This window comes from Chitinophaga arvensicola (genome assembly GCF_900110835.1).
GTDB classification, from domain to species: domain Bacteria; phylum Bacteroidota; class Bacteroidia; order Chitinophagales; family Chitinophagaceae; genus Chitinophaga; species Chitinophaga arvensicola.
Map to the genome: position 1 here is coordinate 616,958 of NZ_FOJG01000001.1, position 22,761 is coordinate 639,718.

The 22,761-nt window shown below is 46.3% G+C and carries 20 protein-coding genes; 12 read left to right on the forward strand and 8 right to left on the reverse strand.

Translation table 11 applies throughout. The features are described from left to right. Window positions 1-15: 15 nt before the first annotated feature. From BMW79_RS02670 to BMW79_RS02710, 9 genes are all read left to right on the forward strand, one after another. Window positions 16-948: a rhomboid family intramembrane serine protease gene (locus BMW79_RS02670; RefSeq protein ID WP_089890184.1), complete on the forward strand. Its 933-nt coding sequence runs from the start codon at window positions 16-18 to the stop codon at window positions 946-948. Between the two features lie 122 nt (window positions 949-1,070). Next, window positions 1,071-2,168 carry an endonuclease/exonuclease/phosphatase family protein gene (locus BMW79_RS02675; protein ID WP_089890187.1) on the forward strand — a complete coding sequence of 366 codons (1,098 nt, stop codon included), beginning with the start codon at window positions 1,071-1,073 and terminating at the stop codon, window positions 2,166-2,168. Window positions 2,169-2,232: 64 nt separating this feature from the next. After that, window positions 2,233-3,339: an endonuclease/exonuclease/phosphatase family protein gene (locus tag BMW79_RS02680; RefSeq protein ID WP_089890190.1), complete on the forward strand. Its 1,107-nt coding sequence runs from the start codon at window positions 2,233-2,235 to the stop codon at window positions 3,337-3,339. 153 nt (window positions 3,340-3,492) lie between these two features. Further along, a complete protein-coding gene (gene cysS / locus BMW79_RS02685) occupies window positions 3,493-4,992 on the forward strand; it encodes a cysteine--tRNA ligase (RefSeq protein WP_089896752.1) in 1,500 nt (499 codons plus the stop codon). Between the two features lie 22 nt (window positions 4,993-5,014). Beyond that, window positions 5,015-6,007, forward strand: a complete 993-nt coding sequence (locus tag BMW79_RS02690; RefSeq protein WP_089890193.1) for a M28 family peptidase — start codon at window positions 5,015-5,017, stop codon at window positions 6,005-6,007. A gap of 59 nt (window positions 6,008-6,066) precedes the next feature. Continuing rightward, entirely contained in the window at window positions 6,067-6,708 is a 642-nt protein-coding gene (locus BMW79_RS02695) for a DNA-3-methyladenine glycosylase family protein (RefSeq protein WP_089890195.1), read from the forward strand. 41 nt (window positions 6,709-6,749) lie between these two features. Further along, a complete protein-coding gene (locus tag BMW79_RS02700) occupies window positions 6,750-7,367 on the forward strand; it encodes an alpha-ketoglutarate-dependent dioxygenase AlkB family protein (protein ID WP_089890198.1) in 618 nt (205 codons plus the stop codon). Next, window positions 7,368-8,285 (forward strand): SIR2 family protein, encoded by a 918-nt coding sequence (locus tag BMW79_RS02705; protein WP_245752356.1) that lies wholly within the window; start codon window positions 7,368-7,370, stop codon window positions 8,283-8,285. Between the two features lie 113 nt (window positions 8,286-8,398). Continuing rightward, the gene (locus tag BMW79_RS02710) at window positions 8,399-9,844 is read left to right on the forward strand and encodes an META domain-containing protein (protein ID WP_089890202.1); all 1,446 of its coding nucleotides are present in this window, start codon (window positions 8,399-8,401) and stop codon (window positions 9,842-9,844) included. A gap of 239 nt (window positions 9,845-10,083) precedes the next feature. Here the strand turns inward: BMW79_RS02710 and BMW79_RS02715 are convergent, their stop codons facing one another. The 8 genes from BMW79_RS02715 to BMW79_RS02750 form a co-directional block, all read right to left on the reverse strand. Beyond that, window positions 10,084-10,851, reverse strand: coding sequence for an AraC family transcriptional regulator (locus tag BMW79_RS02715; protein WP_089890205.1), 768 nt, complete (start codon window positions 10,849-10,851; stop codon window positions 10,084-10,086). 115 nt (window positions 10,852-10,966) lie between these two features. Further along, on the reverse strand, window positions 10,967-11,311 hold the full coding sequence (locus BMW79_RS02720) for an IPT/TIG domain-containing protein (protein WP_089890208.1): 345 nt from the start codon (window positions 11,309-11,311) through the stop codon (window positions 10,967-10,969). Window positions 11,312-11,515: 204 nt separating this feature from the next. Further along, window positions 11,516-12,262: a succinate dehydrogenase/fumarate reductase iron-sulfur subunit gene (locus BMW79_RS02725; protein WP_089890212.1), complete on the reverse strand. Its 747-nt coding sequence runs from the start codon at window positions 12,260-12,262 to the stop codon at window positions 11,516-11,518. 15 nt (window positions 12,263-12,277) lie between these two features. After that, window positions 12,278-14,188 (reverse strand): fumarate reductase/succinate dehydrogenase flavoprotein subunit, encoded by a 1,911-nt coding sequence (locus BMW79_RS02730; protein WP_089890215.1) that lies wholly within the window; start codon window positions 14,186-14,188, stop codon window positions 12,278-12,280. Window positions 14,189-14,194: 6 nt separating this feature from the next. Further along, complete coding sequence (locus BMW79_RS02735) at window positions 14,195-14,863, reverse strand: succinate dehydrogenase cytochrome b subunit (RefSeq protein WP_089890217.1); 669 nt, start codon at window positions 14,861-14,863, stop codon at window positions 14,195-14,197. 25 nt (window positions 14,864-14,888) lie between these two features. Continuing rightward, window positions 14,889-16,319, reverse strand: a complete 1,431-nt coding sequence (locus tag BMW79_RS02740) for an anion permease (RefSeq protein ID WP_089890220.1) — start codon at window positions 16,317-16,319, stop codon at window positions 14,889-14,891. Window positions 16,320-16,334: 15 nt separating this feature from the next. After that, a complete protein-coding gene (locus BMW79_RS02745; RefSeq protein WP_218150272.1) occupies window positions 16,335-17,513 on the reverse strand; it encodes a porin in 1,179 nt (392 codons plus the stop codon). 149 nt (window positions 17,514-17,662) lie between these two features. Beyond that, window positions 17,663-19,825 (reverse strand): S46 family peptidase, encoded by a 2,163-nt coding sequence (locus BMW79_RS02750; RefSeq protein WP_089890226.1) that lies wholly within the window; start codon window positions 19,823-19,825, stop codon window positions 17,663-17,665. Between the two features lie 207 nt (window positions 19,826-20,032). Between BMW79_RS02750 and BMW79_RS02755 the strand changes: the two genes are divergently transcribed. From BMW79_RS02755 to rpoN, 3 genes are all read left to right on the forward strand, one after another. Next, window positions 20,033-20,470, forward strand: a complete 438-nt coding sequence (locus BMW79_RS02755) for a hypothetical protein (protein WP_089890229.1) — start codon at window positions 20,033-20,035, stop codon at window positions 20,468-20,470. Window positions 20,471-20,559: 89 nt separating this feature from the next. After that, a complete protein-coding gene (locus tag BMW79_RS02760) occupies window positions 20,560-21,159 on the forward strand; it encodes a ribonuclease HII (protein WP_089896753.1) in 600 nt (199 codons plus the stop codon). 112 nt (window positions 21,160-21,271) lie between these two features. Then, window positions 21,272-22,759, forward strand: coding sequence for an RNA polymerase factor sigma-54 (gene rpoN / locus BMW79_RS02765; RefSeq protein WP_089890231.1), 1,488 nt, complete (start codon window positions 21,272-21,274; stop codon window positions 22,757-22,759). The last annotated feature ends 2 nt before the right edge of the window (window positions 22,760-22,761 follow it).

The following is a 22,761-nucleotide window of genomic DNA, read 5'->3' on the forward strand; positions in this document are numbered from 1 at the left end:
AAAAATATTAGTACCATGCATGCGTTGGAAAAAGAGAAATTACCCCGCCTCTCTTTAGGAGAAGGAAGAAATATGGTGACACACCTGATGGTCATTAATCTTACGATTTTTGTTTTCCTGTTTTTCACGCTTGTGATCTACCAGATGGAACAAATTGGTGCGCCCAGGTTTCACCAGGACATTATGACCTGGCTGAGGCTTCCCGCAGATCCGGCGAAATTACTGAGCCGTCCGTGGACACTCGTCACATCGTTGTTTACACATATCAGCTTCTGGCAGATCTTTTCCAATATGGTATGGCTGTGGTGTTTTGGTACTTTTATGCAGCATCTGGCAGGTCATCAGCGGATTCTCCCCCTCTATCTCTTTGGGGGCATCTGTGGTAATCTCTTCTATGTGGCCGCTATGCAGCTGATTCCCTCTTTTCACACCCTCGCCGCTAATGAATATACACTGGGCGCAGCAGGCAGCATCATGGCAATAGCCGTTGGCGTTACTACCATCGCTCCCCGTTACCGCATATTCCCGTTACTGGCTGGTGGCATTTCTCTCTGGATTATTACCCTGGTTTTCGTGGCGCTTTCTGTAGGCTCCTTAATGGCCGCTTCCAGCTATGGTTATACCTATATCCCTGAACTGGCCGGTGGCGCACTGGCAGGATGGCTTTATATGTACCAATGGAAAAAAGGTAATGACCTGGGCGCCGGTTTCAATAAACTGGCCTTTAAACTGACCCATGTGTTTCATCCGGCAGCCCAGCAGGTAAACCCGGAAGATTTCAAAAAGAAAAATTTCACCGCAGATACCGACCAGCAACCTTACAGACGCATCGGCAAAGTACCTGAACAGAAATTAAATGAAATTCTTGATAAGATCAATGAAAATGGACTGTCCTCCCTTTCTCCCGAAGAAAGAGAGACCTTATTGAGAGCAAGCAAAACAGAATAAAAGTCTTACGGATTAAAAAATATTCCCACAAATAAAAGGAAAGCTGGAAACGGAGTAACATCCCGGAGAGCTTTCCTTTTTTTTTGTATTTTAAGCTCCTCATTTGTAATTGCTTGTCCCCTATGCTTAGGATTGTTTCTCGTCGTTTGTTACTCTGGACGAATATCTGTTTGGTTATTGGCCTGCTACTCAGTGCATGGCTTCCTTATCTGAACCCCGCCAGATTCTGGATCACCGGTTTTTCCGGCTTCTTCTTCCCCATCCTGTTCCCGGTTGGTATCCTGTTTATCATTTGCTGGGGCTGGTTTAAAAAACGTAAATATCTGCTGATAAATATTATTGCAGTAGCCTGTTGTATTCCCACAGCATTGAGTACCTGGGGCATTCACATCTTCCGGAATAACATACTCTCCAAAGTAAAAGACCTCCGCCAGTTTACACTAATGACCTATAACACCAGCAGTATGGGTTTGGTGAGATATGTAACGGATAAGGACAAGGAAGCTGCGATTTATCAGGCTATTGAAGCCGGAAGCCCGGCTATTCTGTGTATGCAGGAGTTTTACTCCAATGACAACCCGGAAAAAGAACAGCATATCCAACGTATTAAATCGGTGGGCCGTTATCCGTACCACTATTTCACCTGTGATAAAACCCACTGGGAAAGCTGGTATTACGGCATTGCCCTGTTCTCCCGTTTCCCCATTGCCGCTGCCACTGCTATCCGTTGCGGCGAAAGCCAGTTTGGAAGCGGCAGCACGTTTCTGCAGGCAGACCTGGTGGTACATGGAGACACTGTCCGGGTATTTTCGGTTCAGCTGACGTCGTATATGTTCCGGGGAGAGGATTATGAGCATATGAAGGCGCCGAAGGGAACCGGCTTGATCTATAAAATGCGGCGCACTTTTGAGCGACGATCAGCCCAGGCGCTGCAACTGGCGTCGCTGGTGGCTGAAAGTCCCTATCCAACCATCGTTTGCGGTGACTTTAATGATACCCCGGTGTCGTTTACCTATAAAACCATCAGCAACAACATGCAGGACGTGTTCCTGGAAACCGGTGCCGGCTGGGGGCGTACACTTTCCTATTTATCGCCTTCGCTGCGGATCGACTACATTCTGGCTCAGCCTTCTATAGATGTGCATGGGAGCAAGGTTTTCGAAATAAAACCCTCTGAGCATTTCCCGGTTATGGCCTGTCTTTCGTTGAAAAAAAACTAACTTTAGTACTTCAACAAAGTACGACGCGGTGCGATTTTTAAGACTATTTACGAAAGGATTTTTTTTGATCATCAACTTCGCCGTGGTATTACTTTTCCTGGCTGCCTGCCTGGCGCCGTATATTTCACCGGCGTGGTTCTGGCCAATCAGTTTTCTCACCCTGGCATTCCCTTTCCTGTTGGGTGTACTGGTTATATTTTTTATCGGCTGGCTGTTCTTTAACTACCGTTATACCCTGGTATCAGGCATCGCGCTTTTACTCGGCTGGAAGTCAATCAGTGCCTTTGTGGCATTTAAAATGCCATCCGGAAACAAGGCGATGACGGGCGACAGCACCCTCACCATCATGAGCTATAATGTGAGCCAGTTTGGATTGTATCGTGAAAAAGACAGTAAATACAACCGGCAGGCGATGTTTGCCATGATCAAAAAACAGGCACTGGACATTGCCTGCTTCCAGGACTTCTATACGTCTGAAAAGAAAAATGATTTTAATAACCGGGAGGATATTTCCCGGGAGATGGAACTGCCTTATCGCTATTTTTCAAGCGATTTTAACCGCGATGGCATGCAACACTGGGGTTCTATCATTTATTCCCGTTTTCCCATTATCGCCTCCGATAAGGTAAAAATGAGTGTGGGCCCGAGAAGCGAAAGCCTTATCTATGCCGACATTGTGAAAGATGACGATACCCTCCGGATCATTAACATGCACCTGGAGTCCTATCGCTTCAACGAAAAGGATTATTCCGCCATCCGGAAAATCAAAAACCAGGAAGATACCGGCCTTAAGGCCACGAAAAGCATTATCCAGAAAATGCGGGAGGCGTATATCCGCCGCAGTCAACAGGCCGATATTGTAGGAGATTTCATCCGGCAAAGTCCTTACCCGGTGATCGTTTGTGGCGACTTTAACGATACACCGGCGTCTTACACCTACTTTACCATAAAAGGGGATTTACAGGACGCTTTTCTGCAAAAAGGTTTGGGAATTGGCCGTACTTTTACAGGGCTTGCACCTACCTTGCGTATTGACTATATTTTTGTCAGTAATCATTTTAAGGTGAATAGCTTCCGGAAAATAAACTCAGACCTGTCTGATCATTATCCTGTAATTACCAATCTAAGCCTGGTTGGGAGTGGAAATACCACCGTAGAAGTAAATAAATAACTGTAACCATTATGAAAATGTATCATATTTTTTGCGCTGACCGATGTTGTTGCCTGCTTGTACCAGGAAAACAATTTTTATCTTTGCCATCCATCAACAAAAAATAAGATGTCAGCACCGGCCCGGCCGGATTACATCTGTCATTTACAGCATATGTCAGAACTGAAGATATATAATTCATTACACCGTCAGAAAGAAGTATTTACACCTTTACACCCGGGCCACGTAGGCATGTATGTGTGCGGCCCTACCGTATCCGGCGAATCACATCTGGGCCATGCCCGTCCGTATATTACGTTTGACGTGGTTTTCCGCTATTTAAAGTACCTGGGATATAAAGTACGTTATGTACGCAATATCACAGATGCCGGCCACTTTGAAGAAGAAGGCCGCGCTGCGGAAGACAAAATCTCCAAATTTGCCATACTGGAAAAGCTGGAACCCATGGAACTGGTGCAGAAATACACCAACCTGTATCATTGGGCCATGTTGCAATTCGGTTGCCAGGAACCAAGTATAGAACCAACGGCTACCGGTCATATCATTGAGCAGATTGAAATGATCAAAACGATCATGGAAAAAGGTTATGCGTATGAGGTAGACGGCAGCGTGTATTTTGATGTAAAAAAATACGCGGCTAATTACGATTACGGCATCCTGAGCGGTCGTGTACTGGAAGATATGCTTGAAACCACCAGGGAACTGGAAGGTCAGGACGATAAACATAACAAAGCTGATTTTGCTCTCTGGAAAAAAGCACCCCCAGAACACCTGATGCGCTGGCCCAGCCCATGGGGAGAAGGATTTCCCGGATGGCATATTGAGTGCTCTGCCATGAGTGCGAAATATCTCGGCGCGCAATTCGATATCCACGGTGGTGGTATGGATCTGCAATTCCCGCACCATGAGTGCGAAATTGCCCAGAGTGAAGTAGCACATGGCGACATGATGGCCCGTTACTGGATGCACAATAATATGATCACCATCAACGGCCGCAAGATGGGTAAAGCCTATGGCAATACCATTAAGCTGACCGAAATGTTTACCGGCGAAAATCCACAGCTGGACAAGCCATACAGCCCGATGACGATCCGCTTCTTTGTGTTGCAGACGCATTATCGTGGTACACTGGACTTTTCCAATGAAGCGCTGCAAGCCGCCGAAAAAGGGCTCCAACGCTTGTGGGCAGCTTATGAAACATTGCAGAAACTGACTTATACCTCTGCCAACGGCCAGGGGATCAACGAAGAACTCGACAAACAGGTTCGTCAGTGGTGCCAGGAATGCCCCGAGTTTATGAACGACGATTTCAACACGGCAAAAGTACTCGCCAATTTGTTTGAACTTACGCCGGTGATCAATTCCCTGAAAGGCGGACAGATTAAAATGAATGAAATCAGTGAAGACACCTTCCAACTGTTACTGCAAACCTGGAACACTTACCTGGTAAATATCCTGGGTATTCAACAGGAGTCAATAGCAGGAGAAGACAATAAACTCGATGGCGTATTACAGATGCTGATTGAAATGCGGAAGGAAGCCAAAAGCCGTAAGGATTATGCCACTTCCGATAAAATCCGTAACGAATTATTATCTGTAGGCATTCAGCTGAAAGATGAAAAAGACGGTACGGTTTCTTACAGTCTTCAATAAAACATAAATATCCCGGAAGATAATGCGTAAAGCTTTTATTACGCTGACTGCGCTGGCCTTACTGGCCGGCGCCTGTCAGCAGAACAGCCAGACCACCAGCAATACCAACGATAGTACCGGCGACGGAAAAGTGGCTAAGATAGAGGTACCGGTACCCGTTTTCCAGGCAGATTCCGCCTACGCGTATACCGCCAGGCAGGTAGCTTTCGGACCGAGGATCCCGAACACACCCGCACAGGAAAAATGTGCCAGCTGGTTGATCAGCAGTTTCCGCAACTGGGCGGATACCGTGTATGTACAACGCACTACGGTAACCGGACCGAAAGGCGAGAAACTTCCCTGTATCAACATCATCGCCAGCTTTAATCCTGCGGCCAAACAGCGCGTTTTGCTGCTGGCTCACTGGGATACCCGCCCCTGGGCAGATGAAGATGCCTTCGACAAAACAAAGAAACTGGATGGCGCTGATGACGGTGCCAGTGGTGTGGCTGTGCTGATGGAAGTGGCGCGTCAGTTCCGGAAACAAAAACCAGACGCAGGTGTGGACATCCTGCTGGTAGATGTGGAAGACTACGGTGCTAAGAGCGATGAAAACTCCTTCTGCCTCGGCACCCAGTACTGGGCTAAAAATCCGCATATTCCAGGTTATAAAGCCAATTATGGTATTCTCCTGGATATGGTTGGCGGACGTGGCACCCAGTTCTATATGGAAGGTTCTTCCAAACAATATGCAGGTGCACAAATGAAAATGTTCTGGGATGTAGCCAATAAACTGGGCTACTCCGATCTTTTCCGTTACGAAAATAATGGCGCCTTTATTACAGATGATCATATTGCAGTAAACACCATCGCCAATATTCCTACGTTCGATATCATTGCGCTGCAGGCAAACAATGATTTTGCACCACACTGGCATACTACCAACGACAACATGGATGTGATTGACCGCAAAACATTGCAGGCAGTAGGCCAGACCTTGTTACAGGTAATTTATACACAGCCTTTCAGTTATTAATATTGCCGACGTTTCCGGGGTGATGGATGATGTGACGTATTTACTTTAAACAACAGTTTATGCCCAGGTCAAAAAGCACTCCGGAAGCTGTTCCGTTGCATTATGTAGCGCATCTCAGCAAGGATAAAAAGCTACAGAAAATTATCAGCGGCCCCTTAACGGAGCTGGCTATACGCAAAAACATCTGCCTGAAACTCATTGGCTCTATCATGAGCCAGCAGTTATCCACCAAAGTGGCTGATGTGATTTACTCCCGTTTTCTTGATCTCTATGGCCGCCGGGAGCCAACTGCACAGCAAATACTCGATACATCTCCCCTGACACTACGCGGCATCGGATTATCCAATGCAAAAGTGACCTATGTCCAGAATGTGGCCGCTTTTGTAATAGCGGAAAAACTAACCGACAGCAAGCTGAAAAAAATGGACAATGAGGAGGTGATTGCTTATCTCACGCAGATCAAAGGTGTAGGACGGTGGACCGTGGAAATGCTGCTGATGTTTCACCTTGGCAGGAATGATGTATTTGCAATGGACGACTGGGGCCTGCAACAAGCCATGATCAAGCTTTACAAGCTGGATACGGAAGATAAGAAAGTATTCCGCGATCAGCTGCGGAGAATCACCGAAAAATGGTCGCCTTACCGCTCCCATGCGTGCCGCTACCTCTGGTCCTGGAAAGATAATACACCTGATAAGTAACTCAACATATACAATGCGTAGCAGGGTGCTAAATTAGTGTTATGAATGTGCAGGGAAGTTTTTTTGATGATGGGGAAGCAACCGGTATTTCCTTACTAAATGGCGAACTGGCCTATTACCCACAGTTTTTCAGCCTGGCGGAGAGTAATGAACTCATGCAGATTTTAAGCGAAAAAATTGCCTGGAAACAGGAATCCATGAAGATGTACGGCAAAGAAGTATTATTTCCACGGCTGATGGCCTGGTACGGAGATAGTGCCTCTGCTTACGGATTCTCAGGAAACACTTTTTCGCCACAGGCATGGACACCGGAATTATTACAGATCCGTGATCGTATCACACCTGTCAGTGGCCAGGTATTCAATAGTGTGCTGCTGAATTTTTACCGGAATGGCAACGACTCTATGGGCTGGCATGCAGATGACGAGTCTGAACTGGGCCCGCAACCGGTGATTGCCTCCGTAAACTTCGGCGCCACCCGGCGCTTCCAGCTACGATACAAGAAAGACCACCTACAGAAATATGAATTACCACTACAACACGGATCCCTGCTCATGATGAAAGGCACATTACAGGAATACTGGGAACATCAGGTTCCCAAAACCAAGAAAGTATCAGACGGAAGAATTAACCTCACGTTCCGGTTTATCCACCCCTAAATGATCGAATGCACTATGAAAAACCTGGTATTATTAATCGGAAACGACATCAACAACATCTCCCGCGGACAAAGCTGGAGAGACCTGCTGCAGGATATTATCACCTTTTGCCACGCAGGCGATTGTGTGGAACTGGACGACAAAAAACCCTTTCCACTCCTGTATGAAGAAATATTCCTGACCGCCAGCAAAAATCACCGCATCAGGGAAAAAGACCTGAAATCATTTATTGCCATCAAAGCAGCGGAAATAAAGGCCAACCCGATACACAGCGCTATCCGGGAATTAAAGCCCAGCCATATCCTCACCACCAACTACGAGTTCACCCTGGAAGGACAGATCCCGCTGGAAAATACCAGTATCATCAAGGAAAAGTTCTATAGCATTTTCCGGAAATATGAAGTAGATGGTATTCACTATTGGCATATTCATGGCGACTGCCTCAACCCGATGAGCATCAATCTTGGCTTTGAGCACTATGGCGGCCAGTTACAGCTGATGCGTAATTATGTTGTAAGCGGCACGGTATACTCTTCCAAAGACGTTCCCAGGCCTTCTCTACTCCGCAGGATTCACGCCCGGGAAGTATATTTTCACTCCTGGATTGACCTGTTCTTTACGGACGATATCCACATTTTCGGATTATCACTCGACTTTGTGGAAACAGACCTCTGGTGGCTGCTGACTTACAGAGCCCGGCAAAAATTTCATCATAAAAATGTACCAGTGCCCAACCGCATCTTCTACTACATTCCGGAAGAATATATGGTAGCTGCCAAATATAAACTGGATCTGTTGACGGCTAATGATGTGACCATCGTAAGTCTACCGGGTAAGGATAAACTGGCCTATTATGAGTCTATTATCAGGAAAATTGAGAAGTCGAGGCAAACAGCCCACCATGGCCACGTAATCTAACAAACATCCGCTAAGAATCAATGCTGGCAGCGTTTTTGCAAAATATAGGATAATCCGGCAAAAGGCACAACCTCATGGCGCCTTTTGTTGTTAATTATTAAAATCTATATTTTATGTTATTCGAATTAGCAATCACCCTGGCCACGACCTTTATGTCGCCGGTACAAAACAAACCACAGCCCCCGAAAACACAGATCATTTATGTGAAAGAGTCAAAGGAGCCATGCACAGGCGTAGCGCCCATGGAGTGTTTGCAGATAAAGGGAGTGAATGATACAGACTGGTCAAATTTTTACACCAATATCAGCGGCTTTAAGTATACGCCCGGCTATCGATATAAATTGCGGGTTAAAATCACTTCGATAGCAAACCCTCCGGCAGACGGCTCTTCTCTCAAATACACTTTATTAAAAGTCCTGGAAAAAAAGAAGGTCAACACCAATAGCAGCTGGACTTCCCTGACCAGCAAAAAATGGATACTCGTAAAAATGGATAGCGAAACGCTTACTGATGGCAGTATCTGGATACAATTCGATCCTGCAAAAAAACGTATCAGCGGTAAAAGCGGCTGCAATGGCATGATGGGCGGATACACTACCAACGGCAACGCTATCACCTTCAGTAAAACCGCAGGCACGCTGATGGCCTGCCCCGGCGCGGATGTGATGCGTAGAGAAGCTACTTTTATGAAGCTATTGGGAGATCAGACTTTTCAATATACAACTTCCGGTAATACGGTGAATCTTCAGCAAAATGGTAATACCGTACTGCAATTCCGACTGGAAGAAAACAGTGGTACTGCCGGCAATTCCAGCAGCAATAACTGGGCTGCAATAGGTGATAAAAAATGGACACTATCCATGATCAACGAAGGCGTGATGAGCAATTCCGGTATCTGGCTGCAATTTAACGCTGCCAAAAAACGCTTCAGCGGTAAAGGAGGTTGCAATAATATCTCCGGTGGTTATACCGTGGTAAAAAATAAGATCACTTTTACACAGGCCATGAGTACCCGCATGATGTGCAGTGATGCAGATGTAATGCGCCGCGAATCGGATTTTCTGAAACAATTGGGCGGCCATAGCTTTACGTATACTGTAACAGGTGAAACCGTTAATCTCTACGAAAACGGGAAACTGGTGATGCAATTCACTGTGGAAGATAATGGTGGCAGTCAGCCTGCCACTGCACCTGGCGATGATAGTCAATGGGCTTTTATCGGTAGCAAAAAATGGAGCGTACTCAAACTGAATGATGCTACCCTTTCCAATTCCGGTATCTGGCTGGAATTCGATACCAAACAAAAACGCTTCCACGGTAAAGGCGGCTGTAACAGCATTTCCGGCGGCTATAACGCTACTGCAGATCAAATCAAATTCACACAAGGTATCAGTACCCGCATGGCTTGCATAGATGCGAAAGTAATGCGCCGGGAAACAGAATTCCTGAAACTGATCAGCGACAATACCTTCCGCTATGATATAGCGGAACAAACGCTGAACCTTTATAAAGATGGAAAACTGGTCGTAATTTTTGGTATGCAGGATAAAACACTGTAGATAAAAAGAACCGGGTGGTTGATCAAAACCGGCAAAGCACGATACGTATAAAGCGGAAGGGCTAATGTTAATAAACATTGGCCCTTCCGCTTTATGAATGCAGACATCATGCCTCTAAAAATATCTCGGTGCGGGTATACGCCCACCATTTTTGGAGCAGATGTTTCAAATAACTTTAACGCTGTACACATTTTCCTGAAAGATAGCACCAACCGTTCCGGCGAAGGTTGCAAATAGCCTTAACGTTGTATAAATCCGGTAGGGCTCTCCCCTGCAAATGCCTTGAACTCTCTTGTCAGGTGTGCATGATCATAAAATCCATTATCAAGTGCCAGTGAAAGCAAAGGCTTATCTGGGTGCACTTTCAACTGTTGCTTTAAATGCAGAAATCTTACAATGCGGGTAAATGTCTTTGGAGATACGCCCACCGACTGCAAAAAATGTCTTTCAAAATTACGGGTACTCATATACGCCTGCATTGCCAGTGTCTTTATGTCAACTGCTCCGTGTACGTGGCGAATTAAAGCAATACTTTCCTGCAGTTTGTCTGCGTTGATAGTACGTGCAGGCAATCGCTGCAACAGGAAATTGTTGAGCGAATTAATTTTTTCTGTGACCGTCCTTGCCTTTAACAGCAAGGGTTCCAGCAAATGCTGCCATCCGGCAGAAATATCTGTTAAACAGGCGTGATCATCTGTAATCGACTGCAAGGGCCATCCGGTGAAAGCAGCAAGCGCACCAGGATGAAATCGGATTCCTAACAAATAGGTATATGGTAAAACAACCGTATCCCGGAAAGTAGTCATAGTGCCAACAACAAAAGCATTCCCGGGCATCACCTGTAGCCCTCCATTTCCTGCTGCGATAACATCTTCCGAAATATTAAAAATAATATCTGCACAGGTATCCGGCAAAATGCGGTGCACACTTGCGTATACACCACCGCTAACCCAATAGGCATCTACATAAGCAGCCAGTAAAGGATGTGGACGGATGGTTTTAAACATCCCTGTAAATTACTGCATTATCCTTAATTACGGTTCTATACATAGCGCCGCCTGCGAAAGAAAAACTTCGCATTGATCAACTATATATAAAACCGTAATTATTAATTCATCCCGATTATTTTGCCGCTACCAGTTTTGGGTGATAGGCAAACAGCATGGCGTTGGAAACATTGTCGCCCACAGCCACCACAACGGGTACTGTAGCTGCTTTCTGTACAGGTACCTGTACTAACAGGTAGTTGGCATTCGCCCGCAGAATCTGCGCAGGCACGTTACCAAAACTCACCTTGTTCAGGTGGCGGTCTTCACTAAAACCATGTCCTTTAATCATCAGGAAATTACCTGCATGTCCTTCTACAGTAACTACTTCAGCGGTGTTTTCTGTTGGATTCGGGGAACAAGCCGTCATGGCTGTAATTAACAGCATAAGGGCTGTCACAAACAATTTAAAATGTGTCATCTTATTTTTCTTCTCTTTTGGGGGGGCATCATGCCCTGTTACAAATAATTCACCGGGGTTAACACTATCGCAATTGCAACTCTATTCGCAACAGCATATATTCGGTATTCAAACGGACGCAAATTTACAACCATTCTTTCAATAAAAATACAAACGCATAAAAAAATACGTAAAATTACGTAGACGGGTATATGAAATAAGTAATTATTTTTTCAACACCTGTGCTTTGTTGTATTCGTAATTCATACGGGCAATATGTAATACTGAAATCTGCTGTGGACACTCCGCTTCACAAGCTTCCGTATTACTGCAATGACCAAAACCTTCTGCATCCATCTGATCTACCATACTCCTCACACGGGTTTGCGCTTCTATTTCCCCTTGTGGCAACAATACCATGTGCGATATTTTTGCACTCGTAAATAAGGCCGCACTGGAATTCTTACATACGGCCACACAAGCCCCGCAACCAATACATGCTGCTGCGTCAAAAGCCGCCTCTACATCAGGAGAACTGATAGGAATACTGTTGGCTTCCGGCGCCTGTCCAGTGTTTACAGAGATAAAGCCACCGGAAGCAATAACGCGGTCGAAAGCAGTACGATCTACTTTCAGATCACATTTCACCGGAAAAGCAGTAGCCCTGAATGGCTCAATCACAATCTCTTCATTGTCTTTAAAACTACGCATATGCAACTGACAGGTAGTGGTATTTTTTAACGGACCATGCGCACGGCCATTGATCATAATACCACATTGTCCGCAGATGCCTTCCCTGCAATCATGATCAAATTCCACCGGTCGGGAACCTTCCTGTAACAGTTGCTCATTCAACGTATCCAGCATTTCCAGGAATGACATATGCGGATTGATATCTCCTAACACATACGTCATCATTTTACCTGGATCCTGCTGGTTTTCTTGTCTCCATACTTTTAATCGTATACGCATAACCGTTAGTTTATGTTATTTGTAACTTCTTACACTTGGCGTAACAAATTCAAAATGCAGTGGCTCTTTGTGAAGTTGTGGTTCCTTCTCAACACCTGCCCATTCCCAGGCAGAGATAAAAGAAAAATCTTCATCATTGCGCATGGCTTCTCCTTCCGGGGTCTGATGTTCCACCCGGAAATGTGCGCCACAGGATTCATCCCGCATGAGCGCATCATAGCACATCAGCGCGCCTAATTCCAGGTAGTCTGCTACCCTGCCGGCTTTCTCCAGTTCACTGTTCAGTGCATATCCACCGGGTACGTATAAACGTTGCCAGAAAGACTCCCGCAACTCATTGATTTCACGGATAGCAGCTTCCAGCCCCTCTTTCGAACGACTTAATCCACATTTATCGTACAGGATTTTACCCAGTTCCTTATGAAAATAATCAGCGCCCAGGTTGCCCTGAATACCCATCAGCCGTTTCAGGAACTGTTGTACATTTTCTTCGGCTGCAGCAAAAGCGCCGTGGCGGATATCTATCGGACCGGTTTTAATTTCATCCGCCAGATAATTAGCCATGGTATAAGGCGCAATAAAGTAGCCGTCTACACTGGCCTGCAGCAGGGAATTTGCGCCTAAACGATTAGCGCCATGATCGGCGAAGTTGGCCTCTCCCAATGCAAATAAACCGGGGATGGTGGTCATCAGTTCATAATCCACCCATAACCCTCCCATAGAAAAATGCGCCGCAGGTGAAATACGCATCGGCTCCTGGTAAGCATTTACACCGGTAATTTTTTCGTACATGCGAAAGAGATTGCCGTATTTCTTCCGGATCTTATCTTCTCCCTGATCTTTAATGGCTTTAGAGAAATCCAGGTATACTGCATTCTTCAGCGGGCCTATGCCAAAGCCCGCATCAATACGCTCCTTGGCAGCACGCGAAGCAATATCACGCGGCGATAGATTACCAAATGCAGGGTACCTTCTTTCCAGGTAGTAATCCCGTTCTTCCTCCGGAATCTGGTTGGGTTCCCTGGTTTCTTCTTTCTGTTTTGGTACCCAGATGCGGCCGTCATTTCTTAATGATTCCGACATCAGCGTGAGCTTCGACTGGTATTCGCCGGATTGCGGCAAACTGGTGGGATGGATCTGTGTCCAGCTGGGGTTGGCCATGTAAGCGCCCCTTTTGTGGGCCCGCCAGATGGCAGATCCGTTACAGCCCATTGCCAGTGTAGAGAGATAATATATTTTTCCAAACCCGCCGGTAGCCAGGACCACCGCGTGTGCGCCATGTCTTTCGAGTTCGCCCGTATCCATGTTCCGCACAATAATGCCCCTGGCTTTGCCATCTATCACCACGAGATCCTGCATTTCATGACGGGCAAACAATTGCACCGTACCTGCGCCCACCTGTCGCATCAGTGCCTGGTAAGCACCCAGTAACAGCTGCTGCCCGGTTTGACCACGGGCATAAAAAGTGCGTGATACCTGTACCCCGCCAAAGGAACGGTTATTCAGATAACCACCGTATTCACGCCCGAAAGGCACGCCCTGCGCCACCGCCTGGTCAATGAGATTGGCGCTGCATTCCGCCATGCGGTATACATTGCCCTCCCTCGCCCGAAAATCACCGCCTTTGATGGTATCATAAAACATACGGAATACACTGTCGCCATCATTCTTATAGTTCTTACACGCATTTACGCCACCTTGTGCCGCCACAGAATGCGCCCGTCGCGGGGTATCCTGGAAGCAAAAACTCTTCACGCTATATCCCATCTCCCCCAGGGAAGCCGCGATAGAACTGCCTGCCAGGCCGGTACCTACCACAATCACTTCCAGCTTCTTCCTGTTGGCCGGGTTCACCAGCTTTGCATGTGCTTTGTAATGACTCCACTTATCTTCCAGTGGTCCGTCCGGTATTCTCGCATCCAGCATAACCAACTATTTTAAGAAATGAACATACACGGGCATCGCAGCAAATCCTGTACAGATCACGATACTGAATACCCAACCAAAAATTCTGACCCCTTTTGCATAACGCGGGTGATATAAACCGAGTGTTCTGGCTGCGCTGAAAAAACCATGCAGCAGGTGATAACAAAGCGCCACCATACACACCACATATAGCAGCACGTACCACAATTCACTGTAAACGCTTATCACCAGGATGTACAGATCCTTGTGCCCCTGCGCATCTAACGGTAAGTTCCCAAATTTGTACACATACCAGAAGTCGCGCAGGTGTATCACCAGGAAAATGAAAATAACAGTGCCCAGCAAACCCATATTACGGCTGTACCATTTGCTCACAGCGCCTCTCCGGTCGTAATGATATTTTACTTTTCTGGCGCGTGTATTCGTTAACGTGATAATGATAGCATATACCACATGCCCGATGATACTGGCAAATAGTATATAAGAAATTATTTTGATGATGATGTTACCGGATAAGATGTGTGAATAGAGATTAAACTGGCGGTGTGCCCGTTCTTCCGGCAAAAACAATTGCAGGTTCCCCAGCAGGTGTATGACGAGGTAGAGGCACAGGAACAGTCCTGTAAATGCCATCCAGTTTTTCCTGGATAAAGTTTGTTGCTTCCATTGACCCATAAAAAATCTTTTTAAATCGATTCGTTTACCAGATGCCCAGCACTTTCCACCACACGCCGCCAAGGCCCATCCAGATAAGGATAAGGGCGATACTCAGTATGAATCCGCACTTCCACCAATCTTTCAGATCTACATAAGTACTTCCAAAAAATACCGGTGCAGGTCCATGCCCATAGTGGGTAAGTGTTCCGAAGATGCCACCGCAATAACCCAACACCAGCGCGAGCAATGTACCGGGTATCCCTACCGAAATACCCACTCCCAGAAAAGCCGAATACATCGCCGCCACATGCGCGGTAGCACTGGCAAAAATGTAATGACTGTAAAAATAGACCAGCACGATGATCGGGAATGCAATCGTCCATTTCATGCCACCCACCTGTTGTTTAATCAGGTCGCTGAACCAGGGGATAAAACCCAGGGTGTTCAGAAAACTGGCCATCATTACCAGTGCAGAAAACCATACAATCGTATCCCAGGCTCCTTTTTCCGATTTCACATCTTCCCAGGTCAGCACCTGCGAGATCAACAGAAATACCAGTCCTATCAAAGCCGTAGTGGTAGCGTCTATGCCAAATAAATCACCGGTGATCCAGAGAAACAACAGGATCACAAATGCCAGCAACATCAACCATTCGTTCCGGTGTACCGGTCCCATTTCCTTTAGCTTCTCAGCAGCCATGGCGGGGGCATCTCCGGTAGACTTCAACTCCGGTGGGTAGATCTTATACAGGATCCAGGGCACCGCAATAATGGAGACGATAGCCGGTATCAATGCTGCCGTAAACCACGACATCCAGGAAATATCAATGCCCAGGTTTTTCGCGAACTTCTGACACATCGGATTACTCGCCGTACCTGTTAAAAACAGGGAAGACGTAATAAGGTTCATATTATAACTATTCAAAGTCAGATATCCTCCCAGTTTACGATGGGTGGCGGGATCTTCCGGAACAGAGCCAAAGTTCATGGCCATCGACTTCATAATAGGATAGATAATGCCTCCTCCCCTGGCCGTATTACTGGGTACCGCCGGCGCCAGCACCAGATCGGCCAGGCCAAGACCATATGCCAATCCGAGGGAACTACGACCAAATACCCGTATAAATAAATACGCAATACGCTTACCCAGACCGGTTTTGATAAATCCGCGTGCAATAAAAAAGGAAATACCGATCAGCCAGATCACTTTATCCCCAAAGCTGCTGAGCGCCAGTGTAATGGATTTCGCAGGGTCTCCCGGCGCCAGCACACCGGTTAATGCCACCAGCGTAATGGCCAGCATCGACATCGTTCCCATGCTGGCAGCTTTCATGATAATGCCCACAATGGTCGCCATAAAGATGGCCAGCAGGTGCCAGGCCTCCGGCTTCACGCCTTCAGGCGCCGGGATAAACCAGATGATGACGCCAATAGCCAGCGTAATTAACAGTTGCGGATACTTGATCTCTTTCATATAAACTCACTTTTATTAAAACCTGCATTGTCCCTGTATAATCAACAGGTTGCTGTTATGTGTTTTTGTACCGGGGATATCTTTATTGTACTGGTCTATCTGCATTCCGAACTGCACCCGGCCGCCATAGTCTTTCAGGAAAGCCAGGCTGATCATAGGAATATAAGATTGCCGGATAGCGCCATCGTGCTTGTCATTTTCATCAAAGTATTCATAGCGCATAGAAAATTCTATCGACGTCAGCTTTTTATAATTGATTTTATACCGGAAATTAGGCAGAACGTATACGCCGTCCATGATGTAGCGGTTTACGCCTTCTTTGCTGCGGATACTATCCGGAAGGGCATAATACAGCTGGTGGTTGTTTCCCTGCTTATACTCTGATTGTAGCTGCAGGTCCCATTTTGGCGCCAATGGAATAACGCCGCTCACATCTACCCCCAACGCATATACGTTCTGTCGTTTTACGGCGCCGAAGCCACCGTTCAGTCCGAGGGAGAGTTTATTCATATTTCCGAATTCCAGCCGGGCCGTACCCAGCTTCCCGTTATCATTATCGGAGGCCTGGTTGCGGTTGTTGCCGTTCACTACGGAAAGCGCATATTTCATCGGCAGGTTACTTTCCTGGTTAAAGGATCCAAACATGGACACCCCGATCTGAAAGCTTTGCCAGCCGTTGCTTCCAAAGGCATAGTATTGATTGGAGAAATCCATAGACTGGATAATATCTACCGGGTAGAGGTCTTCCAATCCGAAAGAAGGCCGGAACTGGCCAATGGTAAAGTTTATGGCGTCATTCCAACGGTAAGAGATATACGCATTTTCCAGCACCTTGCCTTTGGTGTCCCCGGAAAACTCGGCCAGGTTGATCAGCACCGCTGCGGTAAACCGGTCGCTCACCTGCGCCTTGGCCTGTAAACGGGCCCTTTTGATACTGAAGCTGTTACGCACTACTTCCTCGGCGTCCGGCTGGTACATCCCGTTTACATCCACATCTTTCGTCAACGACCCGGTGTACCTGGCCTGGAAAACGCCGCCGAAAGAGATCTTCTTGATAAAACCCGTCAGTTTCTGAATGGACGAATCGCGGGTGGTAGTGTCGCTCACCGGCCATGGGGAAGCCCTCGCATAAGCGCCGGCCGATAAGGAAATCATGAACAATAAGGTGGCTGAGAGTAGAATTCGTTTATGCATGCACGGTTGTTATTAGGTGTTGGCAACAGCCTCATCATCATAACAACAAGTAACAAAAAAAAGTTTGATGTCAACGGAATTATCGTGTAATAAAAAGTCCCGTGCCGGTATAACGGGCACGGGACTACTTTTTATAATGCTGTAACGGGTTATTTCACCAGTTTCAGCTCATTGATGATGTTCTTTGCACCACCCAGTTTTTCAATGCACCACAGTACATAACGTACATCCACACAGATAGTACGGTTAAACTCGGAGTCGAACTGGATTTTGTGGCTCAGCGCTTCGTAGTTACCATCGAAGGCAAGACCAATCAGTTCACCGTTGGCGTTGATCACCGGAGAGCCGGAGTTACCACCAGTGATATCGTTGGTAGTGATAAAGCCTACTACGATGTCATTGCGTTTCGCATCTTTGTACTGACCGAAATCTTTTTTGTTGTACAGATCAACATAATTTTCCGGCAGATCAAATTCATAATCGCCTGGTACATACTTCTCTATCACACCTTTCATGGTAGTTACATAGTCGTAGTGAACCGCATCACGTGGAGAGTAAGGTTTTACCTGGCCATAGGATAAGCGCATGGTGAAGTTCGCATCCGGGTATCTGTTGGCGTTAGGGCTCATCTGCATTACACCTTTCAGGTAAGCGCGGCCCAGATCGGTATTCTTCGCGTTGAACTGATTGTACAGCGGCAGGTATTTACCTACATAATTTTTCACGAAAGCGCTGGCATAAGCAAATACCGGATCGTTCTGCAGGGTTACTGCATCCGGGTTAGCGATAAAAGCGTTCCATTTGGCATCGTCAAAAATAATAGTGTTGGACATCAGCGCAGCAGCCCAGGTATTATAGGTTTTATCTTCATCGAGCGGGCCGTATTTTGCTTTCAGGCCGTCGTAGAAACCAATAGGCTGTTGATCTTTGGAGATGTCTGTGTAGTACATATGACAGGTAGCTGCCAGTATTTTCTGATCGCTTGGTTTGTTTTCTCCTTCCAGGAATGCTTTGCGGGCTTTATCAGCCGCATCGGTAGCCTGTTTCACTGCGTCTTTGGCGGCGCCTGGAGTTACCAGTGCCCTTTCCACGCTCATTAAGGAAGCGGCGAAAGATGCCACCGGAGAACCGAGGATACCTTCATTCAGGTAAGCACGTTGTTTTGCGTAAGGAGTCCATGCTTTATAGGCAGCTTCGTAGTCGCGGAGGATACCTGCAAACTCAGGTTTGTCCTGTGCCCATTTTGCAAAAGCAGCTTCCTGCTTTTGTTTGTCGGCTAGTACACCATGTTTTTCCAGTTGTTTGGTTTCGCCGTCAAAGAATTTCCAGTAGTTGGCGATGCCGGCATAGGAAGAAGCCAACTGCAGTTTTACCGCAGGGTCTTTCTTCATCTGCTCAAACATGGCTTTCAGTCTTACGTCGCGAAGATTTACCAGGGAAGGATTTTCGATGGCTGTTTTCAGCTGGATGCCATAAGAGGTTTCATAGCGGTTGGTACCACCGGGATAACCAAAGATCATAGCGTAATCATTTTCCTTTACACCTTTAATAGATACAGGCAGGAAATGTTTAGGCTTTAAAGGCACGTTGTCTGCAGCATAGGGAGCAGGTTTGCCATCTTTGCCGGTGTATACGCGGAATACGGAGAAGTCGCCGGTATGACGGGGCCATTCCCAGTTATCGGTATCACCACCGAATTTACCTACGCTTTCAGGAGGCGTACCTACCAGGCGGATATCTTTATAACGTTCGTAAACAAACAGCAGGTATTGATTGCCTTTGAACATCGGCACTACTTTCGCTTCATAGCCGTTGCCTGTGGTGGTTTTCGTGATAATTTCGCTATACACCTGTTGTTCTTTCTGGGCTCTTGCGGCACCATCCAGGCCTTTCAGGGCGTCTTCCACCTGTTTGCTCACATCTTCCACTCTTACCAGGAATTGTACAGAGAGCATGGGGGAAGTAATTTCTTCCTGTTTATTTTTTGCGTAGAAACCGTTTTTGAGATAGTTATGTTCTACGGAGCTGGCAGCAGCAATGGCGCCATAACCACAGTGGTGGTTGGTAAAGATCAGGCCTTCGTTACTTACGATTTCGCCGGTACAACCGCCACCAAAGATAACGATGGCGTCTTTCAGGGATGCTTTGTTAATGCTGTACAACTGTTCCTTGGTCAGCTTCAGTCCTTTCTTCACCATGTCGTTGTACGTTTGTTGCCCCAGTAAATAAGGCAACCACATGCCCTCATCTGCTTTAGCCCATTTGATACTTACGCTAAGCAATAAGAGCAAAACCAGTAATTTTTTTCTCATATTAAGTCAGGTTTTGTTTTTAAGGACCTCAAACCTAGCTAATTTTTCGTTACCGGGCGCAGGTATAGGGATCAGTGGCAGTCATTATCTGATAAAAAAATTAATATGATATGGGGTTGAACAAAAAAACTGGAATATGTTTTGATAAAGGGGTACAGCCGGAAGGCTGTGCCAGTATTTCAAAAACACAAAAAAAACTGTCGGAACATGAAAAATGTATTCTTACTGGCGGGCATTGCCGCTTTATTTGCCTGTAATGAGAGTAGCACTCAGCAGGAGAAAAAAGAAGAGATCAAAGAAAATATCAAAGAAGCAGGAAACGATATAAAATCTGCTGCCAGCAGCACCGGTGATTATTTATCCGAACAAAAAAAACAGGCAGAAGAGGCAATACAGGAGCGGATTAAGGAGATAGACCAGACCACAACAGCACTGAAAAAAGAGGGAGACGCCAAAAGTGAGGCAGCACGTAAAAAACTGGAAGCCTTAAAAGCACAGATGAACAGGAAACTGGATGATGTAAAAAGCAGCAGCGCCGAAAAGTGGGACAGTACCCGGGAAGCAGCTGATCAGCTCATGAAAAAATCTGATAAAGAGTGGACTGATTTCAAACAGGATTTCAAGGATCTTTTTAAGAAAGACTAGGAGCAGACTGCGGTATCTCTTCAAAATTCCACAATCCTTGTTCCTTGAACATTATTCTTGTAATTTTACCCGGCTTAATAGATTTGGATTTGCTACTTTCTTATCATCAGGAATTATTAATAGAAGCCGGCTGCGATGAAGCCGGAAGAGGATGCCTGGCGGGTCCCGTATTTGCCGCAGCGGTTATACTGCCGAAGAAATTCAGACTTCCGTTGCTGAATGATTCCAAGCAGGTGAAACCGGCAGACCGGGAAAAACTAAGGACCGTGATTGAGAAAAAAGCAGTATGTTATGCAGTAGCAAGTGTGGATAATGTGGAAATTGACAAGATAAATATACTGAAAGCTTCTTTTAAGGCCATGCACCTGGCTTTGGAGAAGTTACAGCAACAACCTGAATTTATACTGGTAGATGGGAACCGCTTTTACGCATATGGCAGCACGCCACACGCCTGTATCATTCAGGGTGACGGCATATATGCTTCCATTGCAGCAGCATCTATCTTGGCGAAAACATACAGGGATGAATATATGCAGCAATTGCATACTACCTACCCTCATTTTGGCTGGGATGTGAATAAAGGTTACCCGACCAAACAACACCGGAATGCAATCAGGGAATTTGGCGATACGCCTTATCACCGGAAAACATTCCGTCTGTTGCCGGAGCAATTGGAGTTAGACCTGTAAGCCATTAGTTTTTAGCAGTTAGCCCTTAGCTGATGCTTTAAAAGCTAAATGCCGACAACGACATGCTCCGTTAACCTTATACTTATTAATTTTGCCCTGACAGGGAATAATTATGTTAAAGCAGACACAACAGCAAAAGCTATTACAGAAACTTTCACCTCAGCAAATTCAGCTCATGAAATTGCTGCAGGTTCCTACTGTGAACCTGGAAGAAAGAATCAAGGAAGAACTGGAAGAGAATCCGGCCCTGGAGTATGGGGAAGAAGCCGGAGAAGACGAGTTTAAAGAACAGGAGGAGTACGAAGCACCTGCGGAAGAGGACGAATTTGAGCCGGATGGCAGCGAAAACGAATACGACAATATTGATATTTCTGAATATGTAAGTGAGGGAGATGATGATGTGGCGGATTATAAACTGCGCGACGACAATTACCCTGATCCGGATGAAAGCAATAAAACGATCCCGATCCGCGTGGAAACTTCTTTCCACGAACATTTACTGAGTCAGCTGGGTATGCTGGAACTGGACGACCATCAGAACGCCATTGCTGAGCATATTATCGGCAGCATCGATGACGACGGCTATCTCCGCAGGGAAATCAGCTCCATGGTAGATGATCTGTCCTTCTCCCAGAATATTGATACCACCGAAGAAGAAATTAACATCCTGATCAAAAAGATCCAGGACTTTGACCCGGCCGGTGTTTGTGCCACTGATCTGAAGGAATGCCTGCTGCTCCAGTTGAAACGTAAGCCACAGGACGATCCGGGAGTACACTACGCCTACCTCATCCTCGAAAATTACTTCGACGAGTTTACTAAAAAACACTACGAGAAAATACAGAAGGCGCTGGGATTGACCGACGAAGGCCTGAAAGAAGCCATCACACAGATCATCCGTCTCACGCCCAAGCCAGGTGGCAATTTTGCCACCCTGAATAAAGCGGAAAGCTATGTATTGCCCGACTTCTTCATTTTAAATAATGCCGGCAAACTGGAACTCACGCTGAATTCACGCAATGCGCCGGACCTGCGTATTTCCGGTGGGTACCGCGAAATGCTGAAGGAATACGACCGTGGTGACAAAAAAGACAAGCGCCAGAAAGAAGCCGTGTTATTTATCAAACAAAAGATTGATGCTGCAAAATGGTTTATAGACGCTATCAAACAGCGGCAGCATACCTTGTTATCCACCATGGAGTCCATCATGGACTATCAGCGGGAATTTTTCCTTACGGGAGATGAAACCACGATGAAGCCCATGATCCTCAAAGATATCGCAGACCGCACCCAGCTGGACATTTCTACCGTAAGCCGGGTGGCCAACAGCAAATATGTACAAACGGAGTTTGGTACCTTCAAACTGAAATTTTTCTTCTCTGAATCTTTGTCTACCGACAGCGGGGAAGAAGTATCTACCAGGGAAGTGAAGAAAATCCTGTCTGACCTCATAGAAGCGGAAAACAAACGTAAACCGCTCAGTGATGAAAATCTGACGAAGATGCTGCAGGATAAAGGATATAACATTGCCCGCCGTACGGTGGCCAAATACAGGGAGCAGCTGAATATACCGGTAGCCCGTTTACGTAAAGAATTATAAGA

Bases quoted from the DNA above. Each gene is read 5' to 3' on its own strand.
- BMW79_RS02715 (WP_089890205.1), bottom strand. From the start codon at position 10,851: ATGTTTAAAACCATCCGTCCACATCCTTTACTGGCTGCTTATGTAGAT.
- BMW79_RS02750 (WP_089890226.1), bottom strand. From the start codon at position 19,825: ATGAGAAAAAAATTACTGGTTTTGCTCTTATTGCTTAGCGTAAGTATC.
- BMW79_RS02705 (WP_245752356.1), top strand. From the start codon at position 7,368: ATGATCGAATGCACTATGAAAAACCTGGTATTATTAATCGGAAACGAC.
- BMW79_RS02745 (WP_218150272.1), bottom strand. From the start codon at position 17,513: ATGCATAAACGAATTCTACTCTCAGCCACCTTATTGTTCATGATTTCC.
- cysS (WP_089896752.1), top strand. From the start codon at position 3,493: ATGTCAGAACTGAAGATATATAATTCATTACACCGTCAGAAAGAAGTA.
- BMW79_RS02740 (WP_089890220.1), bottom strand. From the start codon at position 16,319: ATGAAAGAGATCAAGTATCCGCAACTGTTAATTACGCTGGCTATTGGC.
- BMW79_RS02675 (WP_089890187.1), top strand. From the start codon at position 1,071: ATGCTTAGGATTGTTTCTCGTCGTTTGTTACTCTGGACGAATATCTGT.
- BMW79_RS02725 (WP_089890212.1), bottom strand. From the start codon at position 12,262: ATGCGTATACGATTAAAAGTATGGAGACAAGAAAACCAGCAGGATCCA.
- BMW79_RS02720 (WP_089890208.1), bottom strand. From the start codon at position 11,311: ATGACACATTTTAAATTGTTTGTGACAGCCCTTATGCTGTTAATTACA.
- BMW79_RS02710 (WP_089890202.1), top strand. From the start codon at position 8,399: ATGTTATTCGAATTAGCAATCACCCTGGCCACGACCTTTATGTCGCCG.
- BMW79_RS02670 (WP_089890184.1), top strand. From the start codon at position 16: ATGCATGCGTTGGAAAAAGAGAAATTACCCCGCCTCTCTTTAGGAGAA.
- BMW79_RS02695 (WP_089890195.1), top strand. From the start codon at position 6,067: ATGCCCAGGTCAAAAAGCACTCCGGAAGCTGTTCCGTTGCATTATGTA.
- BMW79_RS02730 (WP_089890215.1), bottom strand. From the start codon at position 14,188: ATGCTGGATGCGAGAATACCGGACGGACCACTGGAAGATAAGTGGAGT.
- BMW79_RS02700 (WP_089890198.1), top strand. From the start codon at position 6,750: ATGAATGTGCAGGGAAGTTTTTTTGATGATGGGGAAGCAACCGGTATT.
- BMW79_RS02690 (WP_089890193.1), top strand. From the start codon at position 5,015: ATGCGTAAAGCTTTTATTACGCTGACTGCGCTGGCCTTACTGGCCGGC.
- BMW79_RS02755 (WP_089890229.1), top strand. From the start codon at position 20,033: ATGAAAAATGTATTCTTACTGGCGGGCATTGCCGCTTTATTTGCCTGT.
- rpoN (WP_089890231.1), top strand. From the start codon at position 21,272: ATGTTAAAGCAGACACAACAGCAAAAGCTATTACAGAAACTTTCACCT.
- BMW79_RS02735 (WP_089890217.1), bottom strand. From the start codon at position 14,863: ATGGGTCAATGGAAGCAACAAACTTTATCCAGGAAAAACTGGATGGCA.